Raw genomic sequence first — 20,849 nt, 5'->3', positions numbered from 1 at the left:
TTCGTCCATGTCGAATCCTGCAGCAGATCTGATCCGCTATGCCCGGCACCTCACCTTGCCGGGCGTTGGTGTTGCCGGCCAGGAGAAGCTGCGGGCGGCTCGAGTCCTCGTTGTCGGCGTAGGCGGTTTGGGTTCACCGGCGGCGTTGTACCTGGCTGCGGCCGGGGTCGGAACGCTGGGCCTGGTCGATGCCGACCAGGTCGATCTCACCAACCTGCAGCGCCAGATTATCCACGGAACCGGGGCGATTGGCCGCTCCAAGCTCGAATCGGCCGCCGATCGCCTCACGGATCTCAATCCGACGACGAGGCTCGAACTTCACCCCGTTCGACTGTCATCCGGCAACGCGGCTGACCTGATCAGCGGCTACGATGTGGTGCTGGACGGGAGCGACAACTTCCCGACCAGGTACCTCGTGAACGACGCCTGTATCCTGGGGGGAAAGCCGTTCGTCTACGGCAGCATCCTGCGCTTCGAGGGGCAGGTCTCGGTCTTTGGGGCGCCTGGGGGACCCTGTTACCGCTGTCTGTTTTCCGAACCACCTCCGCCCGATCTGGTTCCCAATTGCGCTGAGGCGGGTGTGCTTGGTGTGCTCCCCGGCGTGGTCGGGACGCTTCAGGCCACTGAGGTCCTCAAGCTGGTCCTTGGAATCGGCGAGCCGCTGATCGGACGTCTCCTCTTGTATGACGGGCTCGCCGCCCGCACTCGGGAGATTGCCCTCCGACGGGATCCGTCGTGCGCGGTGTGCGGCAACGAGCCGAGCGTAACCAGGCTGATCGATTACGAGGCCTTCTGCGGGGTCGCTGCCCGAGACGCCAGCGGTGCCGAGGTTGCCCCGGCGGAGCTGGCCGCCTGGATCGATTCGGGGGTGCCGCTCGAACTGGTGGACGTTCGTGAGCCGTGGGAAACGGCCATCGGCGTCATTCCGGGCTCTCGCCTGATTCCATTGAACCAGCTGCCGGGACACTTGGCGGGCTTGGATCCGCGCCGGCTCTACGTCACCGTCTGCCACCGCGGTCAGCGCTCGTTGGCAGCTCAATCCCTGCTGGCCGGTGCCGGCTTTGAGGCCAGGAGCCTCCGGGGTGGGGTCGACGCCTGGTCTACCGAGGTCGACGCCAGCTTGCCTCGATACTGATCAGCCAGGTGGCCGAAAATCGGTTCACGCACTGTGCTTATCGGCTGGTTCGCTGCTGCAGTACCCCGACACTGTAGTCCGTTGCCTCGTGATCGTTGCTGCACTTCCAGTTCAAGCCTTTGACACCTTTCTGTTCGCTTTTTGGACACCCGGTCGGCGTGGGTGGCCGGATAGTACGGGTTTTCCAGGGAGCAGCAGGAAAGCGTGCTGTTCTTTGCAGTTATCCCGGCACTTTGGCCGGGAGCGGCCGACCCGGAGTGGCACCCCACTTGCTTTTCGAGGGGGTAACGCGACCCCTGCGTCCGATCACAGTGATCGGGTCGAACCAGACGCAGCCGTGGCGAGCAGCGACCCAGCTCGCGGTACCGTCGCAAGTCGATAACCTACAATCCGAGGCGCACCACGATGTCTGCTTCACTTCGTTCGCTCCGCTCGACCCTGATCGCCTTGGCTACGGCCGCGACGGTCGGTTGCTCCAACGACATGCTCGCGCCGGAACCGGTTGTCGAGTCCACTCCGAACCACCTGCTCGGCCTGGGTAAGGTCGTCAACGGCCTCGGCAACACCGTAAACAACACGCTCAATACCGTCAACAACCTGCTCACCGGCTTGGTCGCCTGCACCCCGCTGCAGAACTCGGTAACGACCAAGACGATTGGTCCGCAGGGCGGAACGGTTTCCGTCGGACAGTACACCCTGACGATTCCGGCCGGCGCCCTGACGCAGGCCAAGACGATCACGATGCACCAGGTGTCCGACACCGTCAACTCGGTGCGGTTCTCTCCGCACGGGCTCCAGTTTGCGAAGTCGGCCACGCTGACGATGGGCTACTCCAACTGCCTGCTCGCGCTGCAGACGCCGAAGCCGGTTCGGATCCTCTACGTCAGCGAGACGTTCCAGCAGCTCGAAGCGCCGACGTCGGTCGACAACCAGCTGACCAACAAAGTCTCGGCTGAGATCGACCACTTCTCGCGGTACGCGATTGCCTGGTAAACGGCAATCGACCGATGTCACCCTTACAACCGGATGAATCGGAGCGGCTTCCAGCCGCTCCGGCAGCGCGAGCGAAGTGGTGTCTCGAGCGCGCCGCCGAGGATGAACGCGGCGGCAGGACAGGAGACGCAGAGCAAGGTTACCTGACCGCCGCTGAGTGGGCCCGATCCGCGGCGGTCGCTGACATCGAAGCCGAAGCCCTGAGCCGGTTTGCCGTCATCAAGCACCACCAGGGACAGCCGGAAGCGGCCAGGCAGGCGGGGCTGCGGAGCCTGGCGGCGGCGCGATCGGCGCCGGATCGGGCCACCGAAGCGCAGACCCTCAATGTTCTGGCGGGACTGAGCCTCGAACGGGGCGAGCTGGATGACGCGCGGAAGCTGTTTGCCGACGCGCTACTGCTTGCTGCGCATCGAGAGGACCTGCGCGCCAAGATCGAGCAGAACCTGGGCATCGTCGCCAACGTGCAGGGCGACTGGGGTCTGGCCGAATCGCACTACCGGCGCGCGCTTGAGATCTACCGCAGGCTCGGCGACTGGCGGGGCGAGGCGATGGCCTGCCACAACCTCGGCATGATCAGCGCGGATCACCGCGACTATGCCAGGGCCGAGCAGTACTTCTCGGAAGCGATGGCGCTAGCCCGCTTGCTGCGCGACCGGCGACTCGAAGCTCTCTGCCTGCTCAATCGGGGCGAGATCCTGGTCGAGCGCCAGTCCTATGCGCACGCCGAGCACGATGTCGAAGGGGCCCGGACCATCTTCGTTGCCCTGGAGTCTGTGGTCGAGGAAGCGGATTGCCGACGGGTGCTGGGCGCCATTTGCGGGCACACCGGACAGCCAGAACGGGCGCTCGTTCACCTGACAGCGGCGATTCAGCTCGCCATCGATGCGGAAACCCCACTGACCGAGGCCGAGGCGTGGCGTGAACTCGGCTATCTCCGCGCGGCGCAGGGGCGGGTCGACGAAGCCTACCAGGCGCTGGAGGAGTCGGTCGCGCTGTTCGAACGGCTCGGCGCGCTTCAGGAAGTCGCGGAAGTCAGTCGGCGGTTGTCCGACCTGGTCTGATCCTTACGCCGCCCTGGCGAGGGCTTGGCCCCGCCATTGCTGTACACCGGCGCGCCTATGACCGGTTCTGCTCTGCCCCCCGTGCCACTGATGCCTACCCCGGCTCCCGAGCGGTTGCTTGGCGAGGCGGTGGAGCGAGAACGCGCCGGTGACTTTCCCGGCGCAGCAGCATTGTATCGACGCACCATCCGGACCGCCGAGTCTGCGGGTGATGCAGCATCGCACGCCATCGCGCTCCGACGACTGGCAGTATTGGCTCACTTTGCCAATCAGCCTGACGAGGCCCACACCCTGGCGCAGCATAGTCACGCCGTGGCGAGCGGGGCGGGGGATCCGATTCGCGCCGCCGAGGCGCTCAACGTACTCGCCGGTTTTGCGCTCGAGCGGGGAGAGCTGGATGCGGCGGAGGCGCTCTACGGGCAGGCGGGCGCCTTGGGCGCGGCCGATCGACTCCTGGCCGGTCGGGTGGCCCAGAATCGCGGCATCATTGCCAACGTCAAAGGCGACTGGGTGGCTGCCACCGATCACTATCGCCGCTCACTCGACGAGTTCGTCGCCGCGGGTGACGACCCGAGCTGCGCCATCGCGTACCACAACCTCGGCATCGTCACTGCAGATCATGGCGACTGGGACCGTGCGGACGATTACTACCGACAGGCGCGGGCCCTGGCTGAGCGAATTGGCGACGTGCGGCTTGGTGCATCGGTTCAGCTCAATGCAGCGGAAGTTCAGATTGCCCGGGGTCAGGGCGACGTCGCGCTCCGAGAGGCCAACGCGGCTCTCCAAGTCTTTACCGGGCTTGGGTCCGAGCTCGACAAGGCCGACGCGTATCGGGTGGTGGGAGCGGCGTACCGTCTGATGGGCCAGCGCCAGCTGGCGCAGGCCCGGCTGGTCGATGCGGTGGCGCTGAGCGAACGAACCGGATCGTCATTGGCGGAGGCCGCGGCGGTGCGCGAGCTCTCGCTCCTGTATCACGACCTGGGTCGCAACCAGGAGGCCCTGCGTGGACTGACCCGGGCCCACCGGCTCTTTACCCGGCTCGACGCCCGCCGCGAGCTGGTCGACATTGCCCAGAAGGTACGGACGCTCGAGGACACCTACCTGGCCGTGGTGCGGGACTGGGGTGGCTCGATCGAGTCGGCCGACAGTTACACCTTCGGTCATTGTGAGCGGGTGGCCCGGTTCGGCGTCCTAGTGGCAACTGCGCTTGGTGCGGATGAGATGGCCACCCGGACGGTTCAGCTCGGGGCCTACCTGCATGACCTCGGCAAGGTTCGGGTTCCGCATGAAATCCTCAGCAAACCGGGCCGCCTGACCGACGAGGAGTTTGCGGTGATCAAGCGCCACCCGGAGTGGGGCGAGGAACTGCTCATCGAGGTGGAGTTTCCCTGGGAGCTCAAGCCGGTGATTCGCTGGCACCACGAAAAGCTCGATGGAACGGGATACCCCGATCAGCTAGCGGGCGATGCCATCCCCCTCAGTGCGCAGATCATTTGTGTCGTCGATGTCTGGGATGCGCTGACCACGACGCGCAGCTACCGGGCTGCGATGGACCTCGACCGGGCGCTCGGCATCATGGCAGAGAGCCGTCACTGGTGGCGGCCCGAGGTGTACGCGGCGTTTCAGGCTTCCGTGCCCGCCGCCACGCCGGTCGATCCGGCGCGACGTCAGGAGCCGGTGTCCGAGTCCGGCGCCTGATCCGGGGGGCCAAGCGAACGCGCCAGGGAACCTAGAGTGCCCTGGCGCGTCGGTCGATCGGAGTGGGCGGGCCCACTGCATGCCTATTCCTGCCATGCCGAAGGGGGGACTCGAACCCCCACGGGTTTGCACCCACTGCGCCCTGAACGCAGCGCGTCTACCAATTCCACCACTTCGGCGCGGAACGCAAACCTAGAGGAGCCAAGCAGTTAAGGCAAGTCATGCGTTGCACCAGCCCGACACCCTTCCTATCTTCAAACAGGAGAGAGGTTTATGGCCAAGGGTGCCACGGCAGCAAAGCAGGCGGAGGGGCGGCTCTCGGTGGCACGGAATCCGCGGGCCACACACGACTATCACATCCTGGAAACGCACGAGGCGGGTATCGTGCTGTCCGGGACCGAGGTCAAGAGCCTCCGGCAGGGCAAGGCCTCGATCAAGGAGGCCTTCGGGGTGGTCCGAAACGGCGAGGTGTGGCTTGAGGGCATGCACATCACACCGTACGAGCAGGGCAACCGGTACAACCACGTGCCGGTTCGGACCAGGAAGCTGCTGATGCACCGTCACGAGATCGAGCGTTTGATCGGGGCGACTGAACAGAAAGGCTGTACCCTGGTGCCGCTCGAGTTGTATTTCTCGGGGGGCCGCGCCAAGGTGGCGCTAGCGCTAGGTAAGGGGAAGAAAGTGCACGATCGTCGGGAAGACCTGAAGCGCCGCATTGCCGATCGCGAGATGGCGCGCGGCTACAAAGGGCGGGAATGACACTCGGGGCGCTGGTTTGGCTGGCCGCCACCGGGCTTGCCGTTGCGCCGTCGGGGCCGGCAGCGCCGATGGCGTTGATCGTGGCTACCGCCCGGGGCGAAGCCAAGATCTCGGTCCGGTCGGATCCGGCCGCCGGTCCGGTCGTCGCGGCGAATTCACTAATTGCCTGGCTCGACGGCAAGGTGCGGGTTTCCGGCGCCTGGGCTGAAGTCGAAGTCGGCAGGCAACCGTTTCGGTTGCTCATCGGTGCGCCATACTACACGGTCGGGCCGGTGGTGAAGCCCTTGGTCGGAACCGCCGTCGTGCGGCGCGACACGCTCTTCCTGCCGATACACTTCGTGACCCACGTCCTTCCAGCTGAGCTCAAGACGCGCTATCGGTACACCGCCGGGGCCGCGCGCCTCGAAGACCTTGCGACTCCGCCAGCGGTGGCACAGCGGAGTGCGCCGGTGCGCGGGTCGTCCCCGCCGGTGCCGACGCCATCTTCGACGCCCGCGACGGCGGCCGTTTCTGCCGGCGGTGACGCACGCTACCTGCCGAATGGTTTGCTGCGGGGTCAGGTCGTTGCGATCGATCCGGGGCACGGCGGCGTGGATCCGGGCAACCCGGGCCTCTTTTTCCCGCGCGGTCTCAAGGAAAAGGACGTCGTCCTCCAGGTCGGTCTGCTGCTTCGGGAGGAGCTGCAGAAGCGCGGAGTCGGCGTCATCATGACGCGGACCACCGATACGCTGATCGATCTCCGGCATCGGGGCGCATACTGCTCTGATCGGTGCAACCTGTTCGTCAGCTTGCACGTCAACTCGCTGCCTCGACGTCCGGGCTACCAGAACGCCCGCGGCTTCGAAACCTTCTACCTCGCCGATGCCAAGACCGAAGATGCGGCCCGGGTGGCTCGGATGGAAAACGAGGCGGTTCGGTTCGAGACATCCAGCGATGGTCCGTCGATCGGCGGGCTCGACTTTATTCTGAAAGACCTTCAGCTCAACGAGCATCTGCGGGAATCCGCCCGTCTCGCCGAGTTGATGCAATCCCATCTGGCCGAGGTGCATGACGGGCCGAATCGCGGCGTCAAGCAGGCGGGGCTGATGGTGCTGACGACGGCGCGCCGACCGGCGGTGCTGGTCGAACTCGGGTTCAGCACCAACCGGGAGGACGCCCGACTGATGACGACGAGGGTCGGACAACGAAACCTCGCTCAGTCGATTGCGGACGCGGTGGTGGCGTATCTCCTCGAGTATCAACGGCGGGTTGGCTCGGTGGCCGTCGGCAGCTCGGGCGCACGGGAGTGACGATCGCGGGCGCCGCCGTCGAGTCGATTGCCCTCTTCGGCACTACCTTTCAAAATCCCATCATTCTCGCTGCAGGCACAGCGGGTTTCGGTCGCGAACTGGCGGAGACGATCGATCTCGAGTCATTGGGCGGAATCGTTTCCAAGGCGGTTTCTGTCGACCCGCGCGCCGGCAACCGGTCTCCCCGGGTCGGTGAGTTTCCCGGCGGGATGATCAATTCGATCGGGCTCGCCAATCCGGGGCTGGCCCAGGTGGCGGATGCGGAGCTGCCCTGGCTGATCCGGAACCTCGAGCGGGCCCGGTTCTTCGTCAACGTGGTGGGCTTTACCGAAGACGAGTATGCCCGCGTGGTGGCTGGACTCGATTCGCTTGGCGGGATGGCAGGCTACGAGCTCAACTTGTCGTGTCCGAACACCTCCGCAGGCGGGATCGAGTTCGGGGCTGATCCTGCGGCGGTCAGCCGGATCGTTGCCGGCTGCCGTGCCGTGACGAGGCGCCCACTGCTTGCGAAGCTGTCGCCAGCGCTGCCTGATATTCCCGGGATGGCGGCGGCCGCGGTCGACGCCGGCGCCGACGGAATCACGCTCGTCAATACCATGCCCGGTCTGATCTATGAGGGCGGTCATCCGCGGCTCGGCAACGGCAACGGCGGTGTCAGCGGGCCGGCTCTGCTGCCGATCGGGCTCCTGGCGGTGAGCCGGGTTCGCCGCCGACTCCCGGAGACGCCGATCATCGGCCTGGGTGGCGTCCGGACGGTCGAGCATGTTCATCAATATCTTGGAGCAGGAGCCAATCTGGTGGGCGTGGGCACTGCGGCGCTCGCCGACCCCCGACTACCGGAGCGACTGGCCCGCTCCTGGCACCGGCCGCGGGCGGCCTAACCTCACTTCACCTAGGCGGATCTCGTGGCGGAACTGATTCTCGCGCTCGATCTCGATGAGGGTGCTGCGGCGCTGGCTCTGCTCGAGCGGCTGCCCGAAACCGCCTGGGTCAAGCTCGGCTCGGTGCTCTTTACCAGCGAGGGGCCAACGCTGGTCCGGACTGTCAAAGCGCGAGGTCATCGCGTCTTTCTCGATCTCAAATGGCATGACATCCCGAACACGGTTCGTGGCGCGGTTCGGCAGGCTCGCCGACTCGGCGTGGACATGGTGACCGTGCACACCCTCGGTGGTGAGGCCATGATGGCCGCGGCCAAAGAGGAGGCAGGGGCTGGCCTCGCGGTGGTTGGCGTCACGGTGCTGACGTCGCACGATCGGGCGTCGTTTGGGGAGGTGCTGGGTCGCCCGATCGTGGTGGAGGACGAGGTGGCTCGGCTCGTGACGAGCGCCAGGCGGGCCGGGGTCGACGGGGTGGTGTCGTCGCCGGCGGAGGTGACTCGTGCTGCAGGGATTCTGGGTGCCGGGGCTATCCTGGTAACGCCCGGCATCCGGAGCGCGGCGGATCCGCGGGACGATCAGGCGCGGGTTGCCACGGTCGGTGAGGCCGTTCGGGCGGGAAGCACCCATCTGGTCGTTGGCCGGCCGGTGCTGCGGGCCGCTGACCCGGGGGCGGCGTGGAGGAATCTCGTAGGGGAACTGGCGTGACCTGGCTACTTGTCGTGCTGCTGGGGCTGCTGGGCGGTGGTGGCGGGCAGCCTTCGGACCTGGGCCACCTGATGGAAACGGCCCGGGCGGCCTTCGAGCGTCGGGATTTCGACGAGCTGATCAATAGTCGCCGGGCGGTCAGGCTCAAGCTGCCCGATCGGGCGGCGGGGGGCCTGGTGCGGGGGGCGGTTGCCTCGGCGGCCTTGCATGGGCTCGGGCGTCGGACCGATGATGTGGAAATCGTCGGCGTGGGTGCCGCGGTGGTGGAGCAGGGGCACGGCTACCTGGAACTCCGCCGCCGGTTCCGGGTCCGCGGCACGGCGGAAATGCAGACCCATCGGATCCTGATCAGCGCCCGGTGGGAGGAAAATTCCTGGCAGGTTACCGAGGTCTGGATCGCCCCGCTGGCGCCGGTTCCGTAGCGTTTCCCTAAACCTTGCGATAACTCATGCCCTGGGATAGCTTTACAAGCTACCCAGAAACCGGCGTTTTGAGAGGGAAGATGAAGGTACGTTCGAGTGTCAAGCCAATCTGCGAGCACTGCAAGGTGGTTCGCCGCCGGGGCGTGATCCGGATCATGTGCAAGCGCAACCCCAAGCACAAGCAGCGGCAGGGATAATCATGGCACGTATTGCTGGCGTCGACCTGCCGCGTGACAAGCGGGTGGAAACGGCGCTGACCTACATCTTTGGGATCGGGCTTCCCACCAGTCAGCGACTGATTGGCGAAACGGGCATCAGTCCGGACACGCGGGTCCGTGATCTCTCGGACGCCGAAGTGGCCCGCCTTCGCCAGATGATCGAGCGCTCGGTCCGTGTGGAAGGTTCGCTGCGGACCGAAATCGCCATGAACATCAAGCGGTTGATGGACGTGGGCAGCTACCGTGGCACTCGTCATCGCCGGGGCTTGCCGCTTCGCGGCCAGCGGACGCATACCAATGCGCGGACCAAGAAGGGACCGCGTCGGGCCATCGCAGGTAAGAAGAAGGCGACGAAGAAGTAAGCTATGACAGCTCCCGAGACTCCGACGGCTGCGGCAGAGACCGCGGCGCCCGCTGCCGAGAAGGCGGCCGAGAAGCAGGTTGCGCCTGTCGCCAAGGGTGGCAAGCGCGGCAAGAAAGTGGTCGAGGCCGAGGGCGTTGCCCACGTCTCTGCCACGTTCAATAACACCATCATCACGATCACCGACTCGCGCGGCAACACGGTCGCGTGGGGTACTGCGGGCAAGGCGGGGTTCAAGGGCTCCAAGAAGTCCACGCCGTTTGCCGCCACGGTGGCTGCCGAGGCGGTTGGCCGTGACGCCATGAACCTTGGGGTGCGGCGCGTGCACGTGCTGGTGCAGGGTCCCGGAAGCGGGCGTGAGTCTGCGGTACAGGCGTTGGCGTCGGCTGGCCTCCGGGTCGTGTCGATCAAGGACGTGACGCCGATTCCGCACAACGGCTGCCGTCCGCCGAAGAAGCGCCGGGTCTAACGCAGCTGCCTGGTTGCCACTGCTCCTCGAAGGTAGGGGGTAAGGTATATGTCGATTGATTTGACCGGTTTGGTCCGGCCCCATGTGGTCGAAATGACCCGCCGGGAGGACAACCCGAATGTTGCCGAGTTCCGGCTCCAGCCGCTGGAGCGGGGTTTCGGCCATACGCTGGGCAATGCGCTCCGGCGGATGTTACTGTCGTCGCTGCGTGGGTCGGCCGTCTGGGGCTTCCGCCTCGAAGGTGTCGTCCACGAGCACCAGACGGTGCAGGGAGTTCTGGAAGACGTGCATCAGATCGTGCAGCGCTTGAAGGCGCTGACGCTGGTGCTCGACGAGGATACCGACGAGGCGATTCTCCGGATTCGTCGCGAGGGCAAGGGACCGGTGTACGCTCGGGACATTCAGCCGAACGCCAACACGCGGATCCTCAATCCCGACCACTTGCTCTTTACCATCCAGGATGATCGCGAGATCAGCTGCGACCTCTACGTGAACAAGGGGCGCGGGTACGTCGAATCGGAGTTGCATCCGTCCGACCGGTCCTTCCCGGTGGATTTGGTGCGCATCGACGCGATCTACAATCCGGTCCGTCGGGCCAACTTTACCGTCAGCGAAACCCGTGTCGGTCAGCGGACCGACTACGATCGGCTGGCGGTCATGGTCGAGACCGACGGCACCATCACGCCGGAAGATGCGATTGCCTACGCAGCCGCTTTGGCGCAGGAGCATTTCCGGCACTTCGTCGAGTTCGGCAAGGTTCCGGCCGCACGCAGCTATGCGGCCGAGACGGCTGTGGTGCTCGGCGGACTCGCGGCGCAGCTGGGCCGGCTGATCGACGATTTCGGCCTGACGGTCCGCACCCTCAATTCGCTCAAGAACTCGAACATCCGGACCCTCAAGGATCTGGTCGAGTACTCCGAGAAGGAATTGCTCGACGTCAAGAACGTCGGGGAAAAGGCCGTGGCAGAGATCGGCGACCTCCTGCTGCGCGAAGGCCTCAAGTTCGGGATGAGTTTCGAGGAAGTCGACGGCGACCTCCGGGTCGTCAAGAGTGGGGTGGCCCCGACGATGGGCGCCGCCAACGGGAGTTGATAGATGCGACATCGTTCTAAGGGGAGACAGCTCTCCCGTACTTCGGAGCACCGGAAAGCCTTGCTCCGCAATATGGCCATCAGCCTCTTCCGGCATGATGCGATCGACACCACGGTTGCCAAGGCCAAAGAGTTGCGGCCGTATGCCGAGCGCCTGATCACGCTCGCACGGCGGGGCGACCTCCATGCGCTTCGGCTGGCCGAGCGGAAGATTCAGGACCGCGCCGTGCTCAAGCGGTTGTTCAGCGAGATTGGTCCGCGCTTCGCAGCTCGGCCCGGCGGTTACACTCGGATCCTCAAGCTCGGTCATCGGGTCGGTGATGGTGCCGACACGGCGCGGATCGAGTTGGTGACGGAGTGACGGCGTTGACGTCCGCCGTAGACGTGAAGAAGGGGACCTTCGGGTCCCCTTTTTTTCGGTCGGTTGGTAATGCAAAGGCCGGTGCGAGCGGGCGAACCGCCCTCGTACCGGCCAGCCCTGGGTCAGGCGACGGCCGCGGCCTGCTTGACAGGAGCCCGGTGCACCTTGTTGCTGCGGATGCAGCCGGTGCACACTTTGACGCGCTTCGGCTCACCGTCCACCAGCACACGGACGGTCTGAAGGTTCGGCATCCAGCGCCGTTTACGCCGATTATTGGCGTGGCTCACATGATTGCCGGTTGCTGGTCCCTTGCCGCAGACAGTGCAAATCCGTGCCATGGCGATCGTTCTCCGCTAGTTAACCAAGCCCTCAAATCTATGAGGCAGACTATTCCAAGGCAAGTCCGCGCGGCGCGGACACAGGGGGTGCAATGCCCAAAGCACTGATCACGGGAATCACCGGTCAGGACGGGTCCTATCTCGCAGAGTTCCTGCTCGAGAAGGGGTACGACGTCACCGGGGTGGTTCGGCGGACCAGTCACCACAGTTATGAACGGATCGAGCCGCTGCTCGACTCGATCCGGGTGGTAACAGCGGATCTGCTCGACCAGCACTCGTTGACCGAGGTGATCCGGGACGTCATGCCAGACGAGGTGTACAACCTGGCGGCCCAGTCCTACGTCCCGACGTCTTTTTCCCAGCCGGTGCTCACCGGGGAGTTCACCGCGCTTGGTGTGACGCGGATCCTCGAAGCGGTGCGTCTCGCCTGTCCCACGGCCAGGTTTTATCAGGCCAGTTCGTCCGAGATGTTCGGGAAGGTGCTGGAGACGCCGCAGCGGGAAACCACGCCCTTCTATCCTCGGTCGCCGTATGGGGTGGCCAAGGTGTACGGCCACTGGATCACGGTGAACTACCGCGAGTCGTACGGCCTGTACGCGGTCAGCGGCATCCTGTTCAATCATGAGTCGCCGCGTCGTGGCATCGAGTTCGTGACTCGTAAAGTCACGGATGGAGTGGCTCGGATCAAACTCGGCCTGGCAACGCAGCTCAAGCTCGGCAACCTGGACGCGAAGCGGGACTGGGGTTTTGCCGGCGACTATGTCGACGCGATGTGGCGGATGCTGCAGCAGCCCGAGCCAAAGGATTACGTGATCGGAACCGGGGTGACCCACAGTGTGCGGGATCTCGTCGAGTTGGCGTTCGGGCATGCTGGCCTCGACTGGCGCAAGCATGTCGTCACCGACCCCGCTCATCTGCGACCGGCCGAGGTCGATCTGCTGATTGCCGATCCGGCCAAGGCGAACCTCGAACTCGGCTGGCGGCCATCCGTGAGCTTTGCGGAGCTGGTGCGCATGATGGTTGATGCCGATCTCGAACGACTGGCGGCTGCTCGGTGAAGGTGCTGGTGACGGGGGCCGATGGCTTCGCCGGCGGCTGGGTGATTCGCGACCTGCTGGCGGCCGGGCACCATGTGATTGGCGCCGTGCGTGTCGGCGGAGGGCCGTCGCGTGAGCTCAACGAGTCGGAGCGATTGCGAGTGCAATGGGTCGACTTCGACCTGGTCTCGTCCGATTCTGTTGCGGCGCTGGCACGTTGGCCCGTCGATGCGGTGTTGCACCTGGCGGCCTTGGCGTCAGGCGCCGACGCTCGGCAGGACCCGGGCTATGCCTGGACGGTCAACGCGGCCGGAACGGCACGAGTGGCCGAGGCGTTTGGCCGCCCGCGGGAGGATGGACGCCCGTTGCCCCGTATGCTGATCGTGTCGACGGGGGAGGTCTACGGCCAGTCAGAGACCGCTCGGCCCTGGCTCGAATCGGACCCGCCGGCTCCGGTCTCACCATATGCCGCGAGTAAGCTGGGCGGGGAGATTGCCGCCTGGGAGGTGGCTCGGCGGACCGGGTTGCCCGTGATGGTGGCGCGGCCCTTTCCGCATACCGGGCCAGGGCAGAGCGACAAGTACGTCGTTCCTGCCCTGGCGCTCCGGATTCGGACGGCGCGGCGGATCGGAGCTCCCGCGATCAACACCGGCAATCTGGACCCGGTACGCGACATGCTGGACGTCCGCGACGTGGCTCGGGCCTACCGCCTCCTCTTGGAAGCGGGGCGGACGGGTGAGACCTATAACGTGGCGAGCGGTCAGGGCATATTGCTCGCCGACATCGTGGATCGGTTGATGGCGGCGATCGGTTGCCGCGTGTTGACCGAGGCAGACCCCGGCCTTACCCGGGCTCATGACATTCGTTTCCTGATCGGCGATGCCGGCAAGCTGTCCCGGGACACCGGGTGGCGGCCGACGATCCCTTTCGAACAGACTTTGAAGGACTTGGTCGATGCCCAAGCGGACTGACATCTCATCGGTGCTCCTGATCGGCTCCGGCCCCATCGTGATCGGGCAGGGTGCCGAGTTCGACTACTCCGGCACGCAGGCGGCGCGCGCGCTCAAGGAAGAGGGATACCGGGTCATCCTGGTCAACTCGAACCCCGCGACGATTATGACCGATCCGGAGGTGGCGGATCGGACCTACATCGAACCGGTCACTCCCGAGTGGGTCGAGAAGATCATCGCGCGGGAGCGTCCCGACGCGCTGCTGCCCACCATGGGCGGACAGACCGGCCTCAACGTGGCAATGGAGCTGTACCGCTCTGGGGTGCTCACCAAGTACGGTGTCGAGCTGATCGGCGCCAACGAGCGCGCGATCCGGGTGGCGGAGGACCGGGATGAGTTTGCCAAGGCGATGCGTCGGATCGGCCTGGCGACGCCTGAGGGCATGACGGTTCAGACGGTTGAAGACGGCCTTGCCTCGGTCGAGCGAACCGGCTTTCCGGCGATTCTCCGTCCCTCATTTACGCTGGGCGGTACCGGCGGCGGAATTGCCTACAACCGCGAAGAGTTCGAAGTCATGCTCAAACGGGGCCTCGAGGCCTCCCCGGTCGGGTCGGTGCTGGTCGAGCGCAGCATCATCGGCTGGAAGGAGTACGAGCTCGAAGTGATGCGTGACGGCGCCGATAACGTGGTGATCGTCTGCTCGATCGAGAATATCGATCCGATGGGTGTGCATACGGGCGACTCGGTGACGGTGGCGCCAGCGATGACGCTCTCGGATCGCGAGTACCAGGTGATGCGCGATGCTGCCTGCGCCATCATCCGGGAAATCGGGGTCGAGGCGGGCGGCTGCAACGTCCAGTTTGCCGTCGATCCGGCGACCGGCGAGCAGCTGGTGATCGAGATGAACCCGCGGGTGTCCCGGAGCTCGGCGCTGGCTTCGAAGGCAACCGGATTTCCGATTGCCCGGATCGGTGCGAAGGTGGCTGTCGGCTATACCCTCGATGAACTGCCGAACGACATCACCAAGACGACCCCGGCGAGCTTCGAGCCGGTGCTCGACTACGTGGTCGTCAAGATTCCGCGGTTTGCGTTCGAGAAGTTCCCGGCGGCGGACCCCGGGCTCACGACGCAGATGAAGTCGGTGGGCGAGGTCATGGCGATCGGCCGCACTTTCAAGGAGGCATTCCAGAAGGGTTTCCGCGGCCTCGAGATCGGGCGGTCAGGCTGGGTCATCGGCGAGACCCTGGCCGATGATCGGCTCGCCGACCTCAGTCGTGAGTCGATTCTGGCCGGTCTGCGCAAGCCGACGCCCGAGCGCTTCTTCCAGATCAAGCATGCGTTCCTGACGGGCGAGTCGGTGGAAACGATTGCCGAGTGTTCGCGGATGGATCCCTGGTTCCTCAACCAGTTCCGTGAGCTGGTCGAGGCGGAGCAGCGTTTTGCCGCGGAGTGGCCTGGGGTGAGCGGCTCCGATCCGGCTGCCCGCGCCCTGGTGCGGCGGATGAAACGGATGGGCTTTTCCGATCGTCAGCTGGCCGATCTGGTCGGCCTGTCCGAAACCGAGATGCGCCACCGCCGCTGGGCGCTGGGGGTCAGGCCCGTCTACAAGATGGTCGATACCTGCGCAGGTGAGTTTCCGTCGGCCACGCCCTATCTCTACTCGTGCTATGACGAGGAGACCGAGGCGGGCGCCGTCGGCGACAAAACCATCATCATCCTGGGCAGCGGTCCCAACCGGATCGGGCAGGGGGTCGAGTTCGACTATTGCTGCGTTCGCGCGGTCATGGCGCTGCGGCAGCTGGGCTATCGGACGGTGATGGTCAACTCGAACCCGGAAACAGTCTCGACCGACTTCGACATGTCGGATGCGCTCTACTTCGAGCCGCTGACGCTCGAAGACGTGCTCGAGATCGTGCACCTCGAGCAGCCGCTCGGTGTGGTGGTTCAGTTCGGCGGACAGACGCCGCTCAGGCTGGCGCGCGGGCTCGAAGCTGAGAACGTTCCGATTCTGGGGACCTCTCCGGAGGCGATCGACGCGGCGGAGGACCGCGGCCGTTTCGAGGCGCTGGCGCGGGAACTCGGGGTGGAGCAGCCCCCGAACGGGACGGCTCTCTCGCTCGACCAGGCGCTGATCGAAGCGGAGCGGGTCGGGTATCCGGTCCTGCTGCGTCCGTCGTACGTGCTGGGTGGGCGGGCCATGCAGGTCGTCTATGATCCGCAATCGCTCGAGGAGTTCTTTGCGGCGGCGATTCGGGTGGCGCCGGGGCATCCGGTGCTGATCGACAAGTTCCTGGAAGATGCCTTCGAGGCAGACGTCGATGCCTTGTCCGACGGGCAGCGGTGCATCATCGGCGGCGTGATGCAGCACATCGAGGATGCCGGGGTCCACTCCGGCGACTCGGCATGTGTGATGCCGCCGTATCTGATTACCGAGGCGCAGGTCGAGCAGATGCGCGAGTACTCCCGTCAGTTTGCCCTCAAGCTGGGGGTGGTTGGGCTGATGAACGTGCAGTACGCCATCAAGGGCGACCGCGTCTACGTGCTGGAAGTCAACCCGCGGGCCTCGCGGACGATACCCTTCGTCTCCAAGACCACGGGCGTTCAGCTGGCAAGTCTTGCTGCGCAGGTCATGACCGGGCGATCGCTCGAGGACCTCGGTGTGACGGACGACGTGCTCCATCCCTACGTCTCGGTCAAAGAGGCGGTCTTTCCGTTCAGCAAGTTTGCAGGCGTCGACCTGGTGCTCGGACCGGAGATGCGGTCGACGGGTGAGGTCATGGGAATTGCCGACTCTTTCGGGATGGCTTTTGCAAAGGCGCAGGTCAGCGCTGACGGCGGGCTGCCGCTGGGTGGCGCGATCTTCATCACGGTCAACGATCCCGATAAACCGGCGGTGGTGCCGATTGCGCGGCGGTTCCATGAGATGGGATTCCGGATCCTGGCGACGGAAGGGACCTCGCGCTACCTGCGCGCGCGAGGGATCTCGGCCGAGCGAACCCTGAAGGTGCATGAAGGCCGGCCGAACGCCGTCGATCTGATTGTCTCGGGGCAGGTCCAGCTGCTGATCAACACCCCGCTCGGCAAGCTGACCCATCGGGATGATCTCGTGCTCCGCCGCACGGCGTTGCAGCACAAGGTGCCGTACACCACAACGATGACCGCGGCCGCGGCCGCGTCGGACGCGATCATCGCGCTGCGGAGCCGCACCGGTCAGGTGCGGGCGCTGCAGGAGTGGCACGAGTTGGCTCAGAGCTTCACGGCGGAGCTCAAGGCGTGATCGGTGCGCGGGACCCCGGCTTCGTTGCGGCGCTGCGTCAGGCGGTGCGGGGCGAGGTACGATCGGACGAGTCGTTGGCGCGGTACTCCACCTATCGGATCGGCGGGCCGGCCACCGTGCTGCTGCCGAGCGATCCGGAGGACGTGGTTGCTGCGCTCGGGGTGGCGCATCGTGAGGGGGTACCCTGGTTCGTCGTGGGGCTCGGCTCCAACCTGCTCTTTCCAGATGAGGGGCTGGATGCGCTCGTCATCCGTCTCGGCAAAGGCATCGACCGCGCCGAGGGCGAGGGCGAGCGGTGGCGCTTCGGTGCCGGGCTCCCGGCTCCGCTGGCCGCCAGGAAAACGGCGCAGGCTGGCTTCGGCGGCCTGCACGTGATGGTGGGAGTTCCGGGGACGGTAGGTGGAGGGGTGTACATGAACGCCGGGTGTCACGGCGGGCAGTGGTCCGATGTGGTCGAGACGGTCGTGGCCGTCGACGGCACGGGTGCGACCCGGGTCTTTGCAGCGGGCGAGGTTCCCTTTGCCTACCGTCGGAGCGGTCTCGAAGGGTGGGTCGTGCTGGAGACCACGGTGCGCCTGGTGCCGACGGACGCAGCGCTGCTGTCCGAGCAGGTCGCCGACCTGTTTGCCTGGCGCCAGAAGGGCACTCCGTTCAATCAGCCCTGTTGCGGCAGCGTCTTCAAGAATCCCGACGGGTCCTCGATAACCGGCGCCGACGGTACGCCGCTGCGTACGGCGGGGCAGCTGATCGAGGCCGCGGGGCTCAAGGGAGCCCGTGAGGGTGGCGCGGAAGTGTCGCCGATGCACGCGAACTATTTCGTCAACACCGGCGGGGCCACGGCGGTGGAGGTCCGCACCTTGATACGGCGGGCGCGGGATACCGTGGCCGAGCGCTTTGGGGTTCGGCTCGAACCGGAAGTCAAATTGATTGGGAGAGCGGGGAATTATCTTCCGCTCGACACGGCAGGTGCGCATGGCTGATGTTTTCGTGCATGAATCGAGTTACGTCGATGACGGAGCGACCATCGGCGCCGGAACCAAGGTCTGGCATTTCAGTCATGTGATGCCGGGGGCGGTCATCGGGGAGCGCTGCAATCTGGGCCAGAATGTGGTGGTGATGCCCGGCACCCGGCTGGGTAACAACGTCAAGGTGCAGAACAACGTTTCGATCTACCAGGGCGTCGAGCTCGAGGACGACGTGTTCTGCGGACCGAGTTGCGTGTTTACCAACGTGCTCAACCCGCGCAGCCATGTATCCCGGAAGGACGAGTACCGTCGCACGCTGGTGCGCCGCGGGGCGACCATCGGAGCCAACGCGACCGTGGTGTGCGGCAACACGATTGGTGAGTACGCGTTCATCGGTGCGGGGGCGGTGGTTCGGGGGGATGTGCCGGCGTATGCGCTGATGGTCGGGGTGCCGGCCCGCCGGGTCGGCTGGATGTGCCGGTGCGGTGTTCGCCTTACCGTCGTCGACGGCAAGGCCGATTGTCCGTCGTGCGGGACGAGCTACCGGGAGCAGGACGGCTGCCTTGCCCCGGTTGACGCGTCCGTCTAGCCCCCCTACGCTACGGGTCCGGATGCCTGATACGTCCCAGAGCAGGGTGCTTGCTCGAATTGCCACTTCACGACCGCGGGCTGCCCTCCAGGGCGGTGCCGGTCGTTTCGTTTTCGTGAGGATGCCGTCGTGACCGTTCCGATGCTGGATCTGAAGGCGCAGTACCACTCGATCAAGGACGAGGTCGACCGCGCGGTCGCTTCGGTGATCGAGCGGCAGGAGTTCATCATGGGCCGCGAAGTTGGTGAACTCGAGCGGGCCGTTGCCGCGCTGTCGGCTGCCAGGCACGGGATCGGGTGCGCCAGCGGCACCGATGCCATTCTGCTGCCGCTCAAGAGCCTTGGCCTCGAGCCTGGCGACGAGGTCATCGCGCCGAGCTTCACGTTCTTTGCTACTGCCGGGGCGATTCACAACGCCGGTGGAACGCCGGTCTTCGTCGATATCGACCCGGTGACCTACTGCGTCGATCCTGAGGCGATCGAGGCGGCCATTACGCCCAGGACTCGGGCCATCGTCGTGGTGCACCTGTTCGGTCAGATGGCCGCGATGGAACGCATTCTGGCGGTTGCCGCGCGACATGATCTGCCGGTGCTCGAGGACGGTGCGCAAGCCATTGGCGCCCGTCGCAACGTCGACGGCACCTGGCGACTGGCCGGTGAGCTGGGCTGGTGCGGGACCTTTTCCTTCTTTCCGAGCAAGAATCTGGGCGGGTACGGCGACGGCGGTCTGATGGTGACCCAGGACGATGCCTTGGCGGACCGGTTGCGGAAGCTCAGGTTGCACGGCGGGGCCAAGCAGTACCACCATGAGGAGGTCGGCACCAATAGCCGGCTCGACACCCTCCAGGCCGCGGTTCTGCTGGCCAAGCTGCCCCACCTGGCTTCCTGGAGCGAGGGGCGTCGGGGGCGGGCGGCCCGGTACTCGGCGGCGTTTGCCGGGCACCCGGCCATCGCGACGCCCGTGGTCGACGGGGCCAACGAGCATATTTTCCACCAGTACACGCTTCGGGTGCCCCGGCGGGACGGGCTGCTGGCCCATCTGAAAGAGCGCGGCATCGGATGTGCGGTGTACTACCCGGTGGGATTGCATCTGCAGCCGTGCTTCGCGCACCTGGGATACCAGGCGGGCAGCTTGCCGCATACGGAAGCCGCCATGCGGGAGGTTATCTCGCTGCCGGTCTATCCCGAACTGAGTGACGAGGCTCTGGATCGGGTCGTGACGGCGGTGCGGGAGTACTTCGGGTGAGCCGCCTCAAAGTCGGGGTCATTGGGGCCGGGACCTGGGGTCGGAACCACGTCCGAACGCTGGCGACGATGGCCGGGGTCGAACTCGCGGCTGTCTGCGATACGTCTGAGGCGGTTCGGGCTCGGATGGCCAAGACGTATCCCGGGGCGCTGGTGACGGCATCGGCGACCGAGCTGCTCGACCGGGTCGATGCGGTCGTCGTGGCGTCGACGGCGCGTACCCACGCCGAACTCGGGATCGCTGCGATTCGGGCCGGCAAGCCGGTCTTGATCGAGAAGCCGTTTGCGCTGTCAGGGGCTGATGCCGCCGCCATCGTCGCGGAGAGCGAGCGAGCGGGGGTTCCGGCGCTGGTCGGGCACCTGCTCGAGTTCCACCCGGTCATCGACCGGCTCAAGCTGATGGTGCAGGATGGCTCGCTTGGTGAGGTCTTCTACCTCTACTCGCAGCGGGTCAATCTTGGCCAGGTGCGGCCCGACGAGAACGCGCTCTGGAGCTTTGGGCCCCATGACATCTCGGTGGCGCTCTATCTGATGGGCGAGGCCCCCGTGACCGTGTCGGCGCAGGGTCACTCGTACCTGCAGCAGGGCATCGAGGACGTGGTGTTCATGGTGATGCGGTTCCGGTCCGGGGTGGTTGCGCACGCGCACCTGTCGTGGCTCGATCCGCACAAAGAACGCAAGCTGACGGTCGTCGGCTCGAAGCAGATGGCTGTGTTCGATGACATGGCCCCGCGGGAAAAGCTTCGGTTGTACGACAAAGGAATCGACCGACCTCCGGAGTACGGCTCGTACGGGGAGAGTCTGGCCGTTCGGGAAGGGGACATTTGGATTCCCAAGATTCCCACGGCAGAACCTCTGGCACTCGAGCTCGCGCATTTCGTGCAGGTGGCCCGGGGCGAGGCGCCCACGCGGGCAGATGCGCGCGACGGTCTTCGGGTCGTGCAGGTGTTGGAAGCGGCCACTCGCTCGCTTGGGAGCGGGGGCGCACCGGTTTCTGTGGAGGAATGAA

Annotated in this window: 22 protein-coding genes and 1 tRNA gene; 21 read left to right on the top strand and 2 right to left on the bottom strand. The window is 65.7% G+C overall.

All coding sequences use genetic code 11. The features are described from left to right. Nucleotides 1–7: 7 nt before the first annotated feature. From moeB to KF785_10330, 4 genes are all read left to right on the top strand, one after another. The gene (moeB, locus tag KF785_10345) at nt 8–1,135 is read left to right on the top strand and encodes a molybdopterin-synthase adenylyltransferase MoeB (protein ID MBX3147155.1); all 1,128 of its coding nucleotides are present in this window, start codon (nt 8–10) and stop codon (nt 1,133–1,135) included. Nucleotides 1,136–1,540: 405 nt separating this feature from the next. Next, the gene (locus KF785_10340) at nt 1,541–2,128 is read left to right on the top strand and encodes a hypothetical protein (protein MBX3147154.1); all 588 of its coding nucleotides are present in this window, start codon (nt 1,541–1,543) and stop codon (nt 2,126–2,128) included. A gap of 14 nt (nt 2,129–2,142) precedes the next feature. Further along, on the top strand, nt 2,143–3,189 hold the full coding sequence (locus tag KF785_10335) for a tetratricopeptide repeat protein (protein ID MBX3147153.1): 1,047 nt from the start codon (nt 2,143–2,145) through the stop codon (nt 3,187–3,189). Nucleotides 3,190–3,279: 90 nt separating this feature from the next. After that, entirely contained in the window at nt 3,280–4,887 is a 1,608-nt protein-coding gene (locus KF785_10330; GenBank protein MBX3147152.1) for a tetratricopeptide repeat protein, read from the top strand. A 95-nt stretch (nt 4,888–4,982) separates the two neighbouring features. Here KF785_10330 and KF785_10325 read toward each other — a convergent pair. Continuing rightward, a tRNA-Leu gene (locus KF785_10325) sits at nt 4,983–5,066 on the bottom strand. Between the two features lie 94 nt (nt 5,067–5,160). Here KF785_10325 and smpB point away from each other — a divergent pair. The 10 genes from smpB (at nt 5,161) to rplQ (ending at nt 11,440) form a co-directional block, all read left to right on the top strand. Next, entirely contained in the window at nt 5,161–5,646 is a 486-nt protein-coding gene (gene smpB / locus KF785_10320; GenBank protein ID MBX3147151.1) for an SsrA-binding protein SmpB, read from the top strand. Continuing rightward, entirely contained in the window at nt 5,643–6,935 is a 1,293-nt protein-coding gene (locus KF785_10315) for an N-acetylmuramoyl-L-alanine amidase (protein MBX3147150.1), read from the top strand. Before smpB ends, KF785_10315 begins: the two co-directional genes overlap by 4 nt. Then, on the top strand, nt 6,932–7,816 hold the full coding sequence (locus KF785_10310; GenBank protein ID MBX3147149.1) for a dihydroorotate dehydrogenase: 885 nt from the start codon (nt 6,932–6,934) through the stop codon (nt 7,814–7,816). The genes KF785_10315 and KF785_10310 overlap by 4 nt, the downstream gene beginning before the upstream one ends. A 24-nt stretch (nt 7,817–7,840) precedes the next feature. Beyond that, nucleotides 7,841–8,518 carry an orotidine-5'-phosphate decarboxylase gene (gene pyrF / locus KF785_10305; protein MBX3147148.1) on the top strand — a complete coding sequence of 226 codons (678 nt, stop codon included), beginning with the start codon at nt 7,841–7,843 and terminating at the stop codon, nt 8,516–8,518. Then, nucleotides 8,515–8,940: a hypothetical protein gene (locus KF785_10300; GenBank protein MBX3147147.1), complete on the top strand. Its 426-nt coding sequence runs from the start codon at nt 8,515–8,517 to the stop codon at nt 8,938–8,940. Before pyrF ends, KF785_10300 begins: the two co-directional genes overlap by 4 nt. Nucleotides 8,941–9,020: 80 nt before the next feature. Beyond that, on the top strand, nt 9,021–9,137 hold the full coding sequence (gene rpmJ, locus KF785_10295; protein MBX3147146.1) for a 50S ribosomal protein L36: 117 nt from the start codon (nt 9,021–9,023) through the stop codon (nt 9,135–9,137). 2 nt (nt 9,138–9,139) lie between these two features. Then, a complete protein-coding gene (gene rpsM, locus KF785_10290; protein ID MBX3147145.1) occupies nt 9,140–9,520 on the top strand; it encodes a 30S ribosomal protein S13 in 381 nt (126 codons plus the stop codon). A 3-nt stretch (nt 9,521–9,523) separates the two neighbouring features. Continuing rightward, a complete protein-coding gene (gene rpsK / locus KF785_10285) occupies nt 9,524–9,988 on the top strand; it encodes a 30S ribosomal protein S11 (GenBank protein MBX3147144.1) in 465 nt (154 codons plus the stop codon). Nucleotides 9,989–10,036: 48 nt separating this feature from the next. Further along, nucleotides 10,037–11,080, top strand: coding sequence for a DNA-directed RNA polymerase subunit alpha (locus KF785_10280; GenBank protein ID MBX3147143.1), 1,044 nt, complete (start codon nt 10,037–10,039; stop codon nt 11,078–11,080). Between the two features lie 3 nt (nt 11,081–11,083). After that, nucleotides 11,084–11,440 carry a 50S ribosomal protein L17 gene (rplQ, locus tag KF785_10275; GenBank protein MBX3147142.1) on the top strand — a complete coding sequence of 119 codons (357 nt, stop codon included), beginning with the start codon at nt 11,084–11,086 and terminating at the stop codon, nt 11,438–11,440. A 122-nt stretch (nt 11,441–11,562) separates the two neighbouring features. Here rplQ and rpmB read toward each other — a convergent pair whose 3' ends face one another. After that, nucleotides 11,563–11,778 carry a 50S ribosomal protein L28 gene (rpmB, locus tag KF785_10270; protein ID MBX3147141.1) on the bottom strand — a complete coding sequence of 72 codons (216 nt, stop codon included), beginning with the start codon at nt 11,776–11,778 and terminating at the stop codon, nt 11,563–11,565. 92 nt (nt 11,779–11,870) lie between these two features. Here rpmB and gmd point away from each other — a divergent pair, with 92 nt between their 5' ends. The 7 genes from gmd to KF785_10235 all read left to right on the top strand — a co-directional run bounded on the left by gmd (nt 11,871) and on the right by KF785_10235 (nt 20,848). Further along, entirely contained in the window at nt 11,871–12,836 is a 966-nt protein-coding gene (gene gmd, locus KF785_10265) for a GDP-mannose 4,6-dehydratase (protein MBX3147140.1), read from the top strand. An 8-nt stretch (nt 12,837–12,844) separates the two neighbouring features. Then, nucleotides 12,845–13,786 carry a GDP-mannose 4,6-dehydratase gene (locus tag KF785_10260; GenBank protein MBX3147139.1) on the top strand — a complete coding sequence of 314 codons (942 nt, stop codon included), beginning with the start codon at nt 12,845–12,847 and terminating at the stop codon, nt 13,784–13,786. Further along, complete coding sequence (gene carB / locus KF785_10255; protein MBX3147138.1) at nt 13,770–17,042, top strand: carbamoyl-phosphate synthase large subunit; 3,273 nt, start codon at nt 13,770–13,772, stop codon at nt 17,040–17,042. The genes KF785_10260 and carB overlap by 17 nt, the downstream gene beginning before the upstream one ends. Further along, nucleotides 17,039–18,022, top strand: a complete 984-nt coding sequence (gene murB, locus KF785_10250; GenBank protein ID MBX3147137.1) for a UDP-N-acetylmuramate dehydrogenase — start codon at nt 17,039–17,041, stop codon at nt 18,020–18,022. Before carB ends, murB begins: the two co-directional genes overlap by 4 nt. After that, nucleotides 18,015–18,596 (top strand): N-acetyltransferase, encoded by a 582-nt coding sequence (locus KF785_10245; GenBank protein MBX3147136.1) that lies wholly within the window; start codon nt 18,015–18,017, stop codon nt 18,594–18,596. Before murB ends, KF785_10245 begins: the two co-directional genes overlap by 8 nt. 129 nt (nt 18,597–18,725) lie before the next feature. Next, complete coding sequence (locus KF785_10240) at nt 18,726–19,841, top strand: DegT/DnrJ/EryC1/StrS family aminotransferase (GenBank protein ID MBX3147135.1); 1,116 nt, start codon at nt 18,726–18,728, stop codon at nt 19,839–19,841. Further along, the gene (locus KF785_10235) at nt 19,838–20,848 is read left to right on the top strand and encodes a Gfo/Idh/MocA family oxidoreductase (GenBank protein MBX3147134.1); all 1,011 of its coding nucleotides are present in this window, start codon (nt 19,838–19,840) and stop codon (nt 20,846–20,848) included. Before KF785_10240 ends, KF785_10235 begins: the two co-directional genes overlap by 4 nt. Nucleotide 20,849: the final 1 nt, after the last annotated feature.

This window comes from Gemmatimonadales bacterium, assembly GCA_019637315.1.
Lineage (GTDB): Bacteria > Gemmatimonadota > Gemmatimonadetes > Gemmatimonadales > GWC2-71-9 > SHZU01.
Note: the sequence above shows the minus strand (reverse complement) of the source record. Positions and strands in the feature narration are given on the sequence as shown.